At 50.4% G+C, this 15,501-nt stretch carries 12 protein-coding genes and 1 tRNA gene; 9 read left to right on the top strand and 4 right to left on the bottom strand.

Annotated elements, in window-relative coordinates; all coding sequences use genetic code 11:
* Positions 1 to 60 precede the first annotated feature (60 nt).
* Positions 61 to 492: a hypothetical protein gene (locus ACN0YR_RS06185; RefSeq protein WP_417848316.1), complete on the top strand. Its 432-nt coding sequence runs from the start codon at positions 61 to 63 to the stop codon at positions 490 to 492.
* An 8-nt stretch (positions 493 to 500) separates the two neighbouring features.
* Here ACN0YR_RS06185 and ACN0YR_RS06180 read toward each other — a convergent pair whose 3' ends face one another.
* Positions 501 to 2,183 carry an alpha-keto acid decarboxylase family protein gene (locus ACN0YR_RS06180; RefSeq protein ID WP_417848315.1) on the bottom strand — a complete coding sequence of 561 codons (1,683 nt, stop codon included), beginning with the start codon at positions 2,181 to 2,183 and terminating at the stop codon, positions 501 to 503.
* Positions 2,184 to 2,707: 524 nt separating this feature from the next.
* Here ACN0YR_RS06180 and ACN0YR_RS06175 point away from each other — a divergent pair.
* Both ACN0YR_RS06175 and ACN0YR_RS06170 read left to right on the top strand, forming a co-directional pair.
* Complete coding sequence (locus ACN0YR_RS06175) at positions 2,708 to 4,012, top strand: coproporphyrinogen-III oxidase family protein (protein WP_417848314.1); 1,305 nt, start codon at positions 2,708 to 2,710, stop codon at positions 4,010 to 4,012.
* A gap of 365 nt (positions 4,013 to 4,377) precedes the next feature.
* A tRNA-Met gene (locus ACN0YR_RS06170) sits at positions 4,378 to 4,451 on the top strand.
* 486 nt (positions 4,452 to 4,937) lie between these two features.
* Here ACN0YR_RS06170 and ACN0YR_RS06165 read toward each other — a convergent pair.
* Together ACN0YR_RS06165 and ACN0YR_RS06160 are read right to left on the bottom strand one after the other, a co-directional pair.
* Positions 4,938 to 6,065 (bottom strand): glycosyltransferase, encoded by a 1,128-nt coding sequence (locus tag ACN0YR_RS06165; RefSeq protein ID WP_417848313.1) that lies wholly within the window; start codon positions 6,063 to 6,065, stop codon positions 4,938 to 4,940.
* Between the two features lie 14 nt (positions 6,066 to 6,079).
* A complete protein-coding gene (locus ACN0YR_RS06160; RefSeq protein ID WP_417848312.1) occupies positions 6,080 to 6,514 on the bottom strand; it encodes a hypothetical protein in 435 nt (144 codons plus the stop codon).
* Between the two features lie 365 nt (positions 6,515 to 6,879).
* On the opposite strand from ACN0YR_RS06160, the gene ACN0YR_RS06155 reads away from it, so the two are divergent.
* Together ACN0YR_RS06155 and ACN0YR_RS06150 are read left to right on the top strand one after the other, a co-directional pair.
* Positions 6,880 to 8,229, top strand: coding sequence for a sulfatase-like hydrolase/transferase (locus ACN0YR_RS06155; RefSeq protein ID WP_417848311.1), 1,350 nt, complete (start codon positions 6,880 to 6,882; stop codon positions 8,227 to 8,229).
* Positions 8,230 to 8,336: 107 nt separating this feature from the next.
* Positions 8,337 to 9,380, top strand: a complete 1,044-nt coding sequence (locus ACN0YR_RS06150) for a sialidase family protein (RefSeq protein ID WP_417848310.1) — start codon at positions 8,337 to 8,339, stop codon at positions 9,378 to 9,380.
* 61 nt (positions 9,381 to 9,441) lie between these two features.
* Here the strand turns inward: ACN0YR_RS06150 and cimA are convergent, their stop codons facing one another.
* Positions 9,442 to 11,073 (bottom strand): citramalate synthase, encoded by a 1,632-nt coding sequence (cimA, locus tag ACN0YR_RS06145; RefSeq protein WP_417848309.1) that lies wholly within the window; start codon positions 11,071 to 11,073, stop codon positions 9,442 to 9,444.
* Positions 11,074 to 11,648: 575 nt separating this feature from the next.
* On the opposite strand from cimA, the gene ACN0YR_RS06140 reads away from it, so the two are divergent.
* The 4 genes from ACN0YR_RS06140 to ACN0YR_RS06125 all read left to right on the top strand — a co-directional run bounded on the left by ACN0YR_RS06140 (position 11,649) and on the right by ACN0YR_RS06125 (position 15,355).
* Positions 11,649 to 12,446 carry an HpcH/HpaI aldolase family protein gene (locus tag ACN0YR_RS06140; protein WP_417848308.1) on the top strand — a complete coding sequence of 266 codons (798 nt, stop codon included), beginning with the start codon at positions 11,649 to 11,651 and terminating at the stop codon, positions 12,444 to 12,446.
* Between the two features lie 554 nt (positions 12,447 to 13,000).
* Positions 13,001 to 13,774, top strand: coding sequence for an MBL fold metallo-hydrolase (locus ACN0YR_RS06135; RefSeq protein ID WP_145195473.1), 774 nt, complete (start codon positions 13,001 to 13,003; stop codon positions 13,772 to 13,774).
* Between the two features lie 33 nt (positions 13,775 to 13,807).
* Entirely contained in the window at positions 13,808 to 14,305 is a 498-nt protein-coding gene (locus tag ACN0YR_RS06130) for a hypothetical protein (protein ID WP_417848307.1), read from the top strand.
* A 60-nt stretch (positions 14,306 to 14,365) separates the two neighbouring features.
* Positions 14,366 to 15,355, top strand: a complete 990-nt coding sequence (locus ACN0YR_RS06125) for a bile acid:sodium symporter family protein (protein ID WP_417848306.1) — start codon at positions 14,366 to 14,368, stop codon at positions 15,353 to 15,355.
* Positions 15,356 to 15,501: the final 146 nt, after the last annotated feature.

The following is a 15,501-nucleotide window of genomic DNA, read 5'->3' as shown; positions in this document are numbered from 1 at the left end:
GGTTTCGCCCAAATTGGGTTGCAAGGATGCGGGGCAGGTTTCTTTGATGAGCGATCAGAGATGAACGACCTTGCTGGACGGGACCGCTGTTCCGTCTGGCTCGCTTGGGAAAATGTTCCCAAAGAAGGAATTGCTGGTCATCTCTCTGCTTCTGCTCACCTGAATAGGATAAGTGATTTTTGCACTCTTCGCACTACGACACCTGAAACATCGGTAATTTTGGATGATTCTCTAGAGCAGTTTGCTCTACCGTTTGCCCGTGAAGAACGCATTTTTCTAGTAAAAATGCTGTTCGCCACGAGGCAGAACCTGCAAACCAATTCGAAAGATGCTCTAGGCTCAAAAGTCAAAACCCCGCACAACGGAAAACCTCCTGAAAAATGTGATCATGTGAAATCGAGAGCATCTGGATGCTCCGATCCGGAAACTTTCCCCATGCAGGAATTCCGTGATGCCTGCAAAGAAATCTTCGAGGAAGCGGGGCAGATTTAGGACAATTTTCAAATCGTCTGGCTCATCTTCTCCGCCAATCGGGCCAGTGCCGGACTAATATCATCTGGCTTAAGGTGAACATTCAAAATGCTGAAAGCATCCTGATGCGCCAGGGCAGCCTTCATTGACTGGTGCAATTCCCCGACTGTATGAACTTCAAACCCCCAGCCATCGCCAAAGATGTCTGGCATACGATGGTAGTTCCAGTTCAGGATATCGTTAAACGGCCCATCCTGAAGGAAACGTTCTGTCGTGTAACCCTTGTTATTCAGCACCACGATAATTGGATTGAAGCTGTTCCGCACAATCGTTGACAGTTCCATGCAAGTCATTTGGAAAGCTCCATCGCCAACCAGAACGAGCGGTCGCAGTTCACGATTCGCAACCTGTACACCGAGCGCAGCTGGTATCGCAAACCCCATCGAAGTGTAATAGGCAGGGCTGATAAATTCTGTATGTTTATGGATCGTCAGATCAGACGCAGCGAACAGCGAGTCCCCCACATCCGCAACGACCACCATGTTGTCGTCGAGAATATCGTCGATATGAGAGAACAGGCTCGCATTCGTCACAGGAGCCGATGGATTGAATTCGGGAGTTTTCAACTCTTCTCGCTGAGGAAGCTTCAGTTGAGTCTTTGATGATCGAAGCTGCTTCTTCTGGAGTTCGCCAATAAAATCATGGAGGAGGACATCGTGGAAGTGATGGTGCCCAATTCGGAGCTGTTCACTGGTCACATAAACACAATTCCGAGGATCAAGTTGAGCAGTGTAAATTCCGAGATTGATGTCCGACATGAACGTTCCAAGCAGAAGCACACAATCGCTCTGCTCAACGAATTCGGTCACCTCTTTCCGCCCCATGGCACCTTCATAAACCCCCAGATACAACGGGTGCTTCTCGCTAATAACCGACTTCCCCAGCAATGTCGCACACATCGGAATCTGGTTCTTCTCTGCAAGCTCCAGAACTTCCTCCCTCAATCCGAAACGATGGATTTCGACACCCGCCACTATCACCGGAGACTTCGCATGTTGAATGCGATCAGCTGCCTCATCGAGGGCAGCTTGCAACGCTCCGCTATGGCTTTGATGAACTGAACACAACGCAGTATGAGGAGCATCGGGGACCGTGTGAACTCGGTCGCGAGGGAGCTCAAGATAGACCGGGCGCTTGTATCGCACGGCTGCTTCGAGGCAGCGATCAATCTCCCGAAACGCGGTGAGCGGATCATGCAAATCACCGACCGCAATCGTGATCTTCTCGAAGACTTCTCGCTGAGTGCTGAACTCACGAACCTTGTGATGGAGCAGCGGATCATTGAGCCGCTCTTCGACACCCGGAGCGCCACTGATCACCACAACGGGAGATTTCTCTGCGAACGCACCCGCTATCGAGTTGCACGTACTTAAGCCCCCGACACAATACGTCACACAGACTGCCCCCAACCCATTCACACGTGCGTAACCATCGGCAGCATAGCCAGCACTATCTTCACGAGTACAACCGACAACATTAATCGGCGACTCCTCCAGTAACCCGTAAAACTGCAAAACAAAGTCTCCGGGAATCCCGAAGATATCTCGCAATCCATAGTCCTGGAGCCGCTGAATCAGATAGCTCCCAATACTATGTTGACTCTCTGTCGTCGACTGAGAGTGTTTCGGCTTGGTCGATGCTTGACTCGGCATGATGTCCCCTTTGAATGGTTACAAACAACTATACGGGAATTGAACCGTTTCGAGTCAAGGATCTCTACGGAATTCCGCTCGCAAAAAATGTAACACCTTCTCCTGAAACTGTTTGCAGTGAAGCAAAAAAACTGGACAACTTGACGGCACAAGATAAACTTCGTCCGTGAGGCCGACCGCTTTAAGACAACTTCTTACTCAACTTTACGCTCTCTTGATGAGCAACTTCCAACATGGGCGACAGAGAACCCGACTCGAACTTCTTTCAATGCTTGCCTATACTGATAACTCCTCACAATTTAATTATATTGAGAACCAGTCCGAAAACTTGTGGAATGGTCACTTTTCTCAGTGTTAAAGAGAGCAAATTCAGGTTTGAGGATCAGTTCAAGAAACTCTACTCACCCTGCAGATATCAACGGTTTTCAGTCGTTGATGTTCACTGAAATGACGATCACTCCAAGATCGGTCACTTCAACAGGCCCTGTAAGAGCGAATTCGTAGTCCCAGAGGTGGAACGAACAATGTCGAGCGAAACGACGACGGAAATTGGCAGCTATTTCATTTCCAACTATCCTCCATTCTCTCAGTGGAAGAAGGAACTCACTCCGAAATTTCACGAAGTTCTCCAGGCCGAACCGGATCGCAGCATTCCCATGGGGATGTATTTGCACATTCCGTTTTGCCGCAAACGATGTAAGTTTTGCTACTTCCGGGTCTACACACAGCAAAACGCAGAAACAATCAAGAACTACGTCGACACCCTCGACAAAGAGGTTCAACTGCTGTGTGATCAAACAGCGATCAAGGACCGTGTCCTGAAGTTTGTTTACTTCGGCGGCGGGACGCCTTCTTATCTCAGCTCGAAACAACTGCTGATGCTTCGAGAGCGGCTGAGCCAATCCGTTTCGTGGGATAGTGCGGAAGAAGTCACCTTCGAGTGCGAACCGGGAACGTTAAGCCTGGAGAAAGTGAAGACACTCAAAGAAATCGGTGTCACGCGTGTCTCACTCGGTGTTGAAAACTTCAACGACGAACTACTTGAAGAGAATGGCCGGGCACATCTTTCACCTGAAATTCTGCGAGCTTACGAGTGGATTCAGCAGGTCGGCTTCCCAGAGGTCAACATCGACCTCATCGCAGGCATGGTTGGAGAAACTGACGAGAACTGGCAAAATTGTGTCGAGAAGGCTCTTGAAATGGAGCCAGATAACTTAACCGTCTATCAGATGGAACTTCCCTGGAATACCGTCTACTCCAAAGAAATTCTGGAAGAGGGTGTGAAATCTCCTGTTGCAGACTGGCCTACGAAACGTCGCTGGGCCAGCGAAGCCATGGACCGCTTCCTCGCAGCAGGTTATCAGATTTCCAGCGGCAACGAACTCGTCAAAAATCTCGATACAGATCGCTTTGTTTACCGGGACAACTTGTTCCGTGGAAGTGATATCGTCGCTGTCGGAGTTTCCAGTTTTGGACACCTGCAAGGTGTGCATTACCAAAACAAGGATCAGCTCGAAGACTACATCCAAACCGTCCAGTCAGGCGAATTGCCAGTCAACCGCGCAATGGTTCCAACCGAACATCAGAAACTCATCCGCGAATGGGTTCTGCAAATGAAAGAAGGATCCATTTCCGTGCAGCCTCTTCGCGATAAATTCGGAGTCGATCCACTCGTCGAATTCGCTGAACCTCTCAGTAACCAGCAACGAGCCGGGTACCTCGAAGTCGATGGCGACACTGTCCGCCTCACCAGAAAAGGACTGTTGCAGGCCGACAGCCTGCTCACAGAATACTTCGAAGAACAATACCGTGAAGTCCGCTACACATAGGACATCTGGAGCAACATAGAGGTTGAAGCTCGTCGACACCCGACAACGCAACCACCATCGTTGATGCGTCATTAGAAATCCTCCGTCAGGGAAACCGTTCATGACCAGTGAACCGGTCCTCGGCGGTTCGTGTCTTATTGCGGTACGAAAAACCTGAAAAGTGGATCTTCGTCAACACTTTTCGATCAATTCATCGTCGATTGCTTTACAGGTTTGGGCGAATTGATAAAGTGTCGCACCTCTCCGAGTGTTAAACTTTGGAAAATGGGCGAGAAACCGGCAGTTCTGTCCAGAAATTCATGAACTGACGTATTCAAGATTGCACCCGCAGACCTGAATAATTATTCTCGCCATCCCACAAATTCGGCGGTGTAGCTCAGTTGGTTAGAGCAGCGGAATCATAATCCGCGTGTCGGGGGTTCGAGTCCCTCCACCGCTATTTTCAGACTTACTATCAACCGCATTATTACTGTGAATTCGCAGTTTTAATGCGGTTTTTCATTTCTTCCCCTTGCTGCGGCCTGGTCTGTCGTGATCCATTGTGCTTTTGACGCAGCCGCGAAGTGTTCATCTGTCACCTTTCAGGGCATTTCAATGCTTGTCGTCTCCGCGAAGACCACTTTGCTGAATCCTCAGATTGCTTGCGATTTGCTTACACTTCGGGATGGACTCTTTTTGAAGACCGATCTCCAACTACGATCGAAAGCACAGTCACTCCGGCTGATTTATTTCGCGTAGACCTCTTGGCTTACTTTTTCATCACTACCGGAATCCTGACTCTCGTAGGACTTTGCACATGGAGCGTGAAGCAATAGAAGGCTGTATTCGAAAAAGTGGATGACTCAATGGAACCGACAAAAAGAGCGGTTCAGTCCACCAGCGTTGATGCTCAAGTCCTGCTCTCTACCGAGAGCAGCCCTACCCGTCACCGGGCATTGCCTGCAGAACTCTCAGGGCAAACTTCCGCAATGAGTGAATGGAACCGGTCGATCATTTGTTTGATGGAGAATTCGGATTCCATTTTTTGTTGACCAGCTGCTCCGATTTTCTGGGCGGTTTCGGGATCTTCGAGAAGTTTCAATGTGTATTGAGTGAACCCAGCTGGGTCGCCGAGATTGGCAATCCAGCCTTCTTTTCCGTGCTCCACGAGTTCTCTGTTTGGCGAGATATCACTGACGACTACGGGTTTTCCACAGGCCATAGCTTCCATCAGGCTGTTGGACATCCCTTCGAACTCGCTGGCCAGCCAGAAAACATCGATCAGGTGCAGCAGCGAAGCAGCATCGTCGCGATGGCCTAAAAATCTTGAATGAGAAGCGGCATCAGCATCTTGGGCGAAGTATTCCAGTTCGGATCTTTGAGGCCCTTCCCCAATCAGCAGGAAGTACGCATCAGGCCTCGAATGCCGGAGCATTTGCATCGCCCAAAGCAGATCTTTCAACCGTTTTTGAGGAGCGAGCCGACCGACGAAGGCGATCAATTTTGACTCCGCCGGAATTCCGATTTCCTCACAGAACTCGGCTTTTGTGAGCTCAGGTTGAGAAGGGGAAATCACGCCGTTCGGAATCACACGGATGCGATCTTTCGGGAAGCCACCCGTTGAATAAAAATCAGAAACGCTTTGGGAGTTGGCAATCAACAAATCGGTTCGAGACCGCAATCGCCGATCGAGCCAGTGCTGCCAGCTCGATTTCCAGGAGTCAACGCAGCGTTCCGAGATCAGAATCTTGGGACGTCGCGATCCCATCCCAATCGTGGCTAAGCGTGCGTAGGAATTGCCTGCAAATAAACAGGAGAGCAGCACATCCGGCTCTCTCTCAATAATTAACTTTCGAAGTTTTCTAAGAGCCGTCAGATCAAAACGGTTGCGTTTCCCGAGAATCGAATAGGGAACATTGGCAGCCGTCAGATGTGCTTCCACCGGCCCTCCGCGAGTTAGAGCGACAACTTCAACTTCAATGCCCTGCTTCGACAGTCCTTCAGCCAGCAGGCAGAATTGTTTTTCTGCTCCGGAGCGGTCAAGAGTTGGAATAATCAACAGAAGTCTTAGCAACGAACTCGCCTCATCTATCTTGACGGCTGAGGAGAGTAAGGCTGTGGTTGCACAAACTGTTGCTGTTGTGGTTGAGGCTGTGGCTGCATGTATGGCTGCGGTTGCGGGTACTGCTGCGGCTGCATGACTTGCTGTTGAGGTGCATAAGCTTGCTGCGGGACATATCCCTGCTGAGGATAAGCAGGTTGCCCGTATGCTTGCTGAGGATAGGGAGCCATCGTTTGCGGTGCTGCGAATGGATTTGCGTTCTGGGACCTGAGCATGGCTGTGTAAAAACGGTCCTTGGCTCGCTGAGGTTCGGAACGTTGTTCGTTGAACCCAAGAGGGCGAAATCCGGTATCGGGACCAAACACTTTGTCAGGGTAAGGATCGTGAATCTGTGCCTCGCGACGTTCCATTTCTGCTGGACGATGTACAACAGTTGGGGTCCGCGTGTTAAACGGGGACACACATCCCATACTTCCCAATAGAATGGTCACACAAACAAAGTGGACGCATTTCCTCCAACGTATTGTTGTGTGAATCATGTTTGAAACAAGGGGAGAAAGTGAAATGAGGAGTTAGGAAGGGGACATTGAAGAGTCTAATCAGAATTCGGCAAATTCTGCTAGAGCAATTTTTCAATGGGCCTGCGAGCTCTCCCTTCTGGATATGAGCTGTTTGTTACAAGAAAAACAGAGCTGAAATCCCATCAAGCTTCAGCCAATACTGACTCGACCACCTCTGGATTGAGCTGATAGCATGCTTTGAGGTTCTGCACTCATTAAGATTCTGATTGAAAAATCGCAGGTCCATTGCTCTCAGCAGGTACCCTATGAAACCGAAACGTTCGCTCTCGCTGCTCTTTCTTTCAATCCTTGCGATCCCGTACTCGCAAGCCAATGCAAAAACGCCAAACATCATTCTGATCATGGCGGACGATATGGGGTATGAGTGTGTCGGAGCGAATGGTGGGGAGACTTACAAAACTCCTCACCTCGACGAGCTTGCTGCCAGTGGGATGCGGTTTGAGAATTGTTTCAGTCAGCCGCTCTGCACTCCGTCCCGCGTGCAAATCATGACGGGAATTTACAATAGTCGAAATTACAAAGAGTTCGGTCTGCTTCCCGAAGGTTCGGTCACATTTGGAAACGTGCTCCGCGACGGTGGCTACAACACCTGTATCGTGGGGAAATGGCAATTGAAAGGGGGCCTCGAAGGGCCGAACAAATTCGGGTTTGATGAATACTGCCTGTGGCAACTGACCCGCCGAGGCAATCGATATCCCAACCCGGGACTCGAGGTAAATCATCATGAAAAGGATTACAAAAACGGTGAGTACGGACCGGACATCGCCAGCGACTACGCGTGCGACTACATCAAACGCAAAGCGGATGATGAAAAACCGTTCTTTGTGTACTACCCGATGATTCTGCCTCACTGGCCGTTCGAACCGACTCCTGACTCTGAAGAATGGGACCCGAAGGCCAGAGTGAATGACGACACAGAAAAGGGAGCCAACAAAAAATCGAAGAAGTTCTTTATCGACATGGTTCACTATGTCGACAAGATCGTCGGCAAAATCGTCAAGCAACTTGAAGACTCTGGAGTTCGTGACGAGACCTTAATCCTCTTCACCGGAGACAACGGGACGTACGAATCGATCGTATCGCAGTTTCAAGGTCGCGACTGGCGGGGCGGTAAACGGTATATGACCGACAATGGAACACGCACAACTCTTATCGCCAGCTGGCCTGACGGAATCACCGCCGGGACCATCAACCGAGACCTGCTCGATTTCTCTGACATCCTTCCGACGCTCGCCGAGGCTGGTGCAGCTGACATTCCCAAGAACTTGAAACTGAGCGGCCGAAGTTTCTATCCTCAACTCAAAGGAGAGAAAGGAACGCCCCGTGAATGGGTTTACTGCTGGTACTTCCGAAATGGAACACCGGTTGATGGCGGCAAGAAGCACTCAGCTGGCGAGTTCGCCAGAGATGAGCGATACAAGCTCTACAAAACCGGACAGTTCTATGATGTCTCGACGGACTTCTATGAACAATCTCCACTTTCGATCGACAAGCTGAGCGACGAACAAGCCAGTATTCGCAAGGAGTTGCAACAGGTCATCAAAGAACAGACTCGCGAAAACTTTGACGACCAGAACAACAATGCTGATGAGTAACCCACCTGACAGTCATCGCCTGACTCAGACGGGATCATGTCCCAAGCGATGAGTTCTTCAATATTTCACCATTCGAACATTTCACCTGACTACGGAATCTAACACGAATGCCTTTACCAAAAAATTCCCGAACTGCGATTCAATGCTCACTGATCACGGTCGCTCTGCTTTGCGTTCAAACTGCCCAAGCAGAGAAACACCCATCAATCGAAGCGTCTGAATTCGTGTTTGAAGATGTCCCCTTTCCACAATGCCACGCTTCAACCATTATTGAAAAGCCAACAGGTGGGTTGATGGCCGCCTGGTTTGGCGGGACTCGTGAAAAAGATAAAGACGTCGGCATCTGGGTTTCTGAGAAAGATTCCAGCGGCAACTGGTCTGCCCCCGTTGAAGTGGCGAACGGAATTCAACACGACGACCTTCGCTACCCCTGTTGGAACCCGGTTCTGGTGAATAACCATGACGAACCGGGAAAAATCTCCTTGTACTACAAATGCGGTCCCAGCCCGAGTGAATGGTGGGGAATGCTGATGACGCACGACGAAAAAGGCTGGTCCTTTCCACGGCGACTTCCCGAAGGAATCGATGGTCCGGTGAAGAACAAACCGCTTCGCCTTGAAGATGGGACTCTCCTTTGTGGTTCATCGACAGAATATGATGGCTGGCGCGTCCATTTCGAAGTCACAAAAGATGACGGAAAAACCTGGAAACGAATCGGACCGATCAACGATGGCAAAGAGTTCAACATCATTCAACCAAGTATCCTGCAGCACAAAGATGGCTCGCTGCAAATCCTCTGTCGATCAAGAGAAGGAAGCGTGGTCACGAGTTGGTCAAAAGACCAAGGCCAAACCTGGTCCAAGCCAGAACGGACGTCACTGCCCAACCCAAACTCTGGAACTGATGCCGTCACGCTGCAAGATGGTCGGCAGCTTATTGTTTACAACGATACCCCCAAAGGGAGATCTCCGCTGAACGTGGCGATCAGCAAAGATGGCATCCACTGGGAGAACAAGGTCACACTGGAATCCGAGAAAGGTGAGTACTCCTACCCCGCCGTGATTCAGGCGAAAAACGGTGACATCCACATCACCTACACTTGGAAGCGTCAACGCATCAAACACGTGGCACTCGATCCAGAGAAGCTGTAATCAGATGTCGAGTAGAATGGAGTTTGCCGGACAGGTGAACTGTCAGGCAAACTCAACGGGCTTACCCTTGTAGTTCACCGTCGTCTTTAAAGAGTTTGTACTCAATCGCATCGACGAGCGCGAGCCAACTGGCTTCAATGATGTTCTCGCTAACGCCGATGGTGCTCCAGACGTCCTGGTCATCTTTGCTTTCGATGACGACGCGAACACTCGCAGCGGTCCCTTCAGCAGAGTTGATGACGCGGACTTTGTAGTCGACAAGAGTCATCTCTTCGAGACCGGGATAGTACGGAATCAAAGCCTTACGCAAGGCTGTGTCCAGGGCGTTGACTGGGCCATCTCCTTCACCGACTTCGTGACGAATTTCTCCGTCTCCATCGATTTTCACCTTCACGGTCGCTTCGGTCAGCGGGTCTTGCTGCCGGGCGGTTTCCACGTTCACTCGATAGTGCATTCGCTGAAACTTTGGCTCGTAGGTTTTCGCCAACTTCTTCACCAGCAAGTCAAAAGAAGCCTCAGCCGCTTCAAACTGATATCCCTGACTTTCGAGTTCCTGCACCTGTTCCAGAATCGTCCCCATCAGTTCTTTGTCGGAATCGAGCTTAAACTTGGTTGTTAAGGCGACGATGTTTGAGCGTCCAGAAAGTTCGCTGACGAGAATTCTTCGCTCGTTCCCGACGGTTTCCGGATTAATGTGCTCGTAACTATGGGCAAAGCGATTCACTGCGTGGACGTGCATGCCCCCTTTGTGAGCAAAGGCACTGCGACCGACAAACGCCTGATTGACTCGGAAGTTCATGTTTGCCATCTCGTAGACATAGCGAGAAAGCTCTGTCAGATGCGTCAACCCGGCACCAGCGGTGAGAACTTCGTAGCCCTTTTTCTTGAGAGAAAGATTCGCTGCCACACTCACGAGATCGGCGTTACCGCAGCGTTCTCCGATCCCGTTGATCGTTCCCTGAACCTGTTTCGCTCCCGCGTCAACGCCAGCGAGTGAGTTGGCAACAGCCACGTCACAATCATTGTGGCAGTGGATGCCAAGAGGAATAGAAAGTTCTTTCTGAACTTGAGTCAAAATCTCCGCGATTTGCTCGGGCAGTGTTCCACCATTCGTATCGCAACAGACGACCATGTCCGCACCCGCTTCTTGAGCAGCTCGGACAGTTTTGAGTGCGTACTCGGGATTGGCGATGAATCCGTCGAAGAAGTGTTCGGCATCATAAAGAACTTCGCGGCCTTCTGATTTCAAATACGAGAGCGAGTCCCGAATCATCGCGATGTTCTCCTCGAGATCGACTCGCAAGACTTCGGTGACGTGCAAATCCGAAGTTTTTCCGACGACGGTACAGACTGGTGCTTTCGAGGAGATGAGAGACTGCATCCCGGTATCGTCCTTGGCTTCGACACCACGTCGGCGCGTCATTCCGAAGGCACATACCTTCGCATGCTTCAGGTTCAGAGACTGAACCTGCTGAAAGTATTCGAAGTCTTTTTCGTTCGAAAGCGGGTATCCCCCTTCAATGTAGTCGAAGCCCATCTCGTCCAGCTTTTTAGTGATGAGCAGCTTATCCTGGAGGGAGAAATTCACTCCTTCACCCTGGCTGCCATCGCGGAGAGTCGTGTCATAAAGTTGAACGTACATGGGAATTCCGATGTTAAATTTCGCTATCAAGGCTGCTGAAATCACTGTCATTCACTGAATCGATATTCACTGAAACATAAACAAATTGTGACTCATGCAGTAATTGCTAGTTTTTACCAAGAGTAAGTTAATGCGGCTGAAATGCGGCTCGGATGGTGCCGGATTCGGACTGATCCTGAAATTGTCTTCAGCCTTCCAAATTTCAGGAAACTGTTCATCCCACAAGTGGAAGGAGCGTTTCGAGATAAAAAAAGCCCCTCAGACCATTTGACCTGAGGGGCTTATGTATTGCTTGCAATCTCCTCAGTTCAATCGTCACTCATAATTGGACCACCAATAATAATGGGCGCACCGATAACCAGTTCGTCGCGAAGAATCGCGGCAGAAAAATCGATGTATGAGGCGAAATCTGAAGACATTGTTCTAAAATTTCTCGTTGAGATTTCATGAAGACTATGGGACTTTGACCACGCTCGTCAATGTTGACTCACTGAAAAAGTGAATTTCCTCAGAGTTTCATGCCAGATGTGCCGAATTTCTCAAACTCCCCAATGAGTGACAAATCGTGCCGGGGTTGTCAGAATGAGACAGGAAGTATGAGACGCCCTGAGAAGGAATGAGAAGCGATGAAAAAGAATCCAGTAAAAGTGGCTCTAAGAGCCGGTGAGCCACAGGTTGGAACCTGGCTGAGCTTTGGTGATTTGACAGCGACTCGTTTACTGGCACGGGTTGGATTCCCTTGGCTGACGATCGACCTGGAGCATTCTCCAATCGACTGGAATCAAGCGGCGATGCTCATTGGTGCCATCGCAGATGCCGGTTGCGTTCCACTGGTACGCGTTCCCGAAGGTCGACACGATCACATCAAAAGAGTCCTCGATGCTGGGGCTCATGGAATCATCGTCCCAATGGTGAATACTGTCGAGCAGGCGAAGGTTGCCATCGCTGCGGCAAAGTATCCGCCACAAGGGAATCGCTCGGTCGGTGGGGCAACTCATGCCCTGAATTTCGACGCCACAGCTGGGGACTATTACAAATACGCCAACGACGAGATTCTGGTCATTTTGCAAACCGAATCGCCAGAGGGTGTCGACAATGCCGAGGAGATTTATGCCCTCGAAGGGGTGGACGCAATCTTCGTTGGGCCGAATGATTTAAGAGCACAAATGCGAACTCCGGACGGAACCGATCCGACCGTCGAAGAATTCGAAGCAATGCTCGCCCGAATTGTCGCAACCGGAAAGAAGACCGGGACACCTGTCGGCTTGCATGTGCAAACAGTTGACGACGTGAATCAACGAGTCGCTGAAGGTTGGCAGTTCATAGCATTGGGCAGCGATTTAAAAATGCTGGTCACGCAGGCACAAGAGCTAATTTCCGGACTGAATCCATCAGAAGAAGCCAGCGACCTCGCACGATATTAACAGTCGTGCGCCTCGAAAAATTGTTTTCAGCACGACAGCAGGTGCGAGCCATGGTCCTGTCTGAGTTCACAACTTATAGAGATTCAAAGCGAAGACTTTCCCAACGAAGGGAAGGCATCAACAACACGTCGGACACAGCCTAGCTTACTGTTCGATCCATGTTAGAGTGTCAGATTAAGGTATCGACGCGCCGAGCGCGTTGCAGAAATGTCAGGCACTTCCTGACGAAGCAGGTAGAGACAACAGGAACTGAACGCCTTTCGAAACAAAGGCAATCAGAACAGATCGGGCATTGCCTGATCGACTCGTCCGTTTATGTATGAGTGTCATCTCGACAAACGTGTTGCGTAGCGACAACGATGCGGAGTACGCAGTTGCAGTATGACACTCATAGCTCGACAGAGCACTACTGATCCGTCGAGTTGAAATGTCACGCGATTTGAGCAAGCCGGCACGCTCGTTGGCCTGCAACTGATTCAAACCGAATGACATTTTGGAAGAGATGGACGACTACGAAAATCACCATCAGCGACAGTAGTAGGAAATTACAAAGCATGTTAGCGCGGCGAGAACTGTTCCCAAACGTCATCGAGATGAACTATCAGGCCCGGAGGCAACTCGGATGTTGTGTCTATCTGGTGTTTGATCAAAACGAATGGGGGCTAATCGATATCGGCTACGAGGACACTTTCCACGACATCATCGAGATGATCCGGCAAATGGATTTTCCTCTCTCCCAGTGCAAATACCTTGTGGCAACACATGCCGACGTCGATCATGTCCAAGGTCTGAAGCTGGCAAAGGATCTCATGCCCGATGCGAAAGTCCTTGCGCATCCACAAGCTGCGAAGCTACTCTCCGAGGGGGATCGAATCATGACCTATGCAGAAATCACTGCACAGGGAATCTCTATCGATCTGCCAACCGTGGAAACAGATCAGACAATCAACGAAGGGGATGTGCTGGAAATTGGGAACCTGAAACTCGACGTTTGGCACACACCTGGTCATGCTCCCGCTCAGCTGGCATTTCGCATGGGGAACCTTTTGCTCTCGGGTGACAACATCTATCGTGATGGCTGCGTCGGGAACATCGACGCCCACCACGGGTCCGACATCCCGGCGTTCATTCGATCGTTAACACGCATCAAAGAGAGTGATGTCGAATGGTTGCTCCCCAGCCACGGACCGTCATTCAAGAAAGATAACAAGCAGTTGCAAGAGACAATCGATCGTCTTGAAAAGTATCAACACATGGCAGACTTCGGCACATGTGCCGTTGATTGGCCGTTGCTTGATGAATGGGACGAAGAGCTTGCGCGGGGATAAGACATTTCTCTTTCGTAATTCAGGAGAAGAACAATGAAAAATCCGACATTGATCATTGCAGCCATGTTGTGGCTGGCGAGCCCACTGTTCGCTCAGGATACGGCATCTGAAAAGACGCCGCCGGTTGAACTCTCCGCAGCTGAGCAGGCATTCGTCGATCAACTCACAAACGCGACGCTCGTCGGACGATTCAGCATCCAAGGTCGAAAGAACATGACCCCGCAGGCAGAGCGATATGCGATCACCTCTGTGAAAAAAACAGGCGACAACAACTGGATCGTTCAGGCTCGTATCACTTACGGAAAATACGACCTTCCCGTTCCTGTTCCTGTTCAGGTCGAATGGGCGGGTGACACACCTGTCCTTCAAGTGACAGATCTGAAGATTCCGCTAATGGGTGAAGGGTTCACCGCACGAGTGATGTTCTACAAAGACCGTTATGCCGGCAGCTGGTATCACGGAAAAGTGGGCGGCCACATGTGGGGAGATATCGAACACGAAAAAGCAGCCCCTGACGCAGGCGATAATTAATCCCCAAAGCCACACTGCAGCTATCAACTTCACTCACCACTAACTCCCCTCTTCTCATCAATGCTGCAGCGTTATCTTCTCTTTTGGCTCGTTTTGAGTTCGGTTATTGCCGGGGTCTGGCCTAATAATGTTCCAGACCCTTTTCTGATTAGCAAAACATGGCTCGGCGGGCTCGTCGCTGTCGTGATGTTTTGTGTCGGGACTCTTCTCCCGAAAGACGAAGTTCTTAACGTCTTGAAGCGGTGGCCACTGGTGATCGGCGGGACGGCAATTCAATATGCAGCGATGCCTTTCCTGGCATGGTTCATGGCAACAAAAGTCTTCGGCTTCACCGGAGACATCATGATCGGTGTGATCCTCGTGGGGTGTGTCCCGGGGGCGATGGCTTCGAACGTGTTGACAATGGTCGCGCGAGGCAACGTCAGTTACTCCGTCGGGCTCACAACATCTGCCACGCTACTCTCTCCATTGATCGTTCCAATTGCGATGAAGCTGACCCTCGGGAAAGCTGTCGATGCTGAACTTCTGATGAACACAGCGATCACACTTGTCCAACAAGTGGTGATCCCGGTCATCGCTGGATTTACTCTGGCTCAAGTGAGTCAAACCGTAGCGAAATACGCTGCGAAATTCTCAGGGACAGTGGCGAACTTCAGTATTCTCTGGATTATTGCGGTCGTCGTCGCGGTGAATCGCGACAATATCCAACAGTTGCCGCTCATGCTGATGTGGGCACTGTTGCTCATCAATCTCGGCGGTTACCTCAGTGGACAAATTGGAGGACGCGTGCTGGGGATTGATACAGGGATGCGTCGTGCTCTTATGCTCGAAATTGGCATGCAGAACGCCGGAATCGGCGCGAGCCTCGCCAAGACGCTGTTCCCTGATCAGCCTGAAATCGCCCTGCCCTGCGGTCTATTCGCATTTGGTTGCATGACCACCGGGACAATCTTTGCCGAGATCCTAAAACACTTCCCACCGACAGAGGCCAGCCAAGTTTCTGAGGAGCAAGGTGCTTTGGCAGCGACAGCGGAAGAGACCATCACATAAAAAAATCCCTGCCATCTTCTGTATGGCAGGGATCATGAAACGCTTCGACGAAAATTCGTGAAATGAAGTGCTTTCTCACTCAACGAGAGCTTCATCTCACATTCTCGAGTCAGAACTTACAGACCAACATCGGAGCGACTTTAGAG

It is taken from the genome of Thalassoglobus sp. (assembly GCF_048270125.1).
Classification (GTDB): Bacteria; Planctomycetota; Planctomycetia; order Planctomycetales; family Planctomycetaceae; genus Thalassoglobus.
Note: the sequence above shows the minus strand (reverse complement) of the source record. Positions and strands in the feature narration are given on the sequence as shown.

Coding starts and splice junctions, on each gene's coding strand:
- ACN0YR_RS06185 (WP_417848316.1), top strand. CDS start 61: ATGAACGACCTTGCTGGACGGGACCGCTGTTCCGTCTGGCTCGCTTGG.
- ACN0YR_RS06180 (WP_417848315.1), bottom strand. CDS start 2,183: ATGCCGAGTCAAGCATCGACCAAGCCGAAACACTCTCAGTCGACGACA.
- ACN0YR_RS06175 (WP_417848314.1), top strand. CDS start 2,708: ATGTCGAGCGAAACGACGACGGAAATTGGCAGCTATTTCATTTCCAAC.
- ACN0YR_RS06155 (WP_417848311.1), top strand. CDS start 6,880: ATGAAACCGAAACGTTCGCTCTCGCTGCTCTTTCTTTCAATCCTTGCG.
- ACN0YR_RS06150 (WP_417848310.1), top strand. CDS start 8,337: ATGCCTTTACCAAAAAATTCCCGAACTGCGATTCAATGCTCACTGATC.
- cimA (WP_417848309.1), bottom strand. CDS start 11,073: ATGACAGTGATTTCAGCAGCCTTGATAGCGAAATTTAACATCGGAATT.
- ACN0YR_RS06140 (WP_417848308.1), top strand. CDS start 11,649: ATGAAAAAGAATCCAGTAAAAGTGGCTCTAAGAGCCGGTGAGCCACAG.
- ACN0YR_RS06135 (WP_145195473.1), top strand. CDS start 13,001: ATGTTAGCGCGGCGAGAACTGTTCCCAAACGTCATCGAGATGAACTAT.
- ACN0YR_RS06130 (WP_417848307.1), top strand. CDS start 13,808: ATGAAAAATCCGACATTGATCATTGCAGCCATGTTGTGGCTGGCGAGC.
- ACN0YR_RS06125 (WP_417848306.1), top strand. CDS start 14,366: ATGCTGCAGCGTTATCTTCTCTTTTGGCTCGTTTTGAGTTCGGTTATT.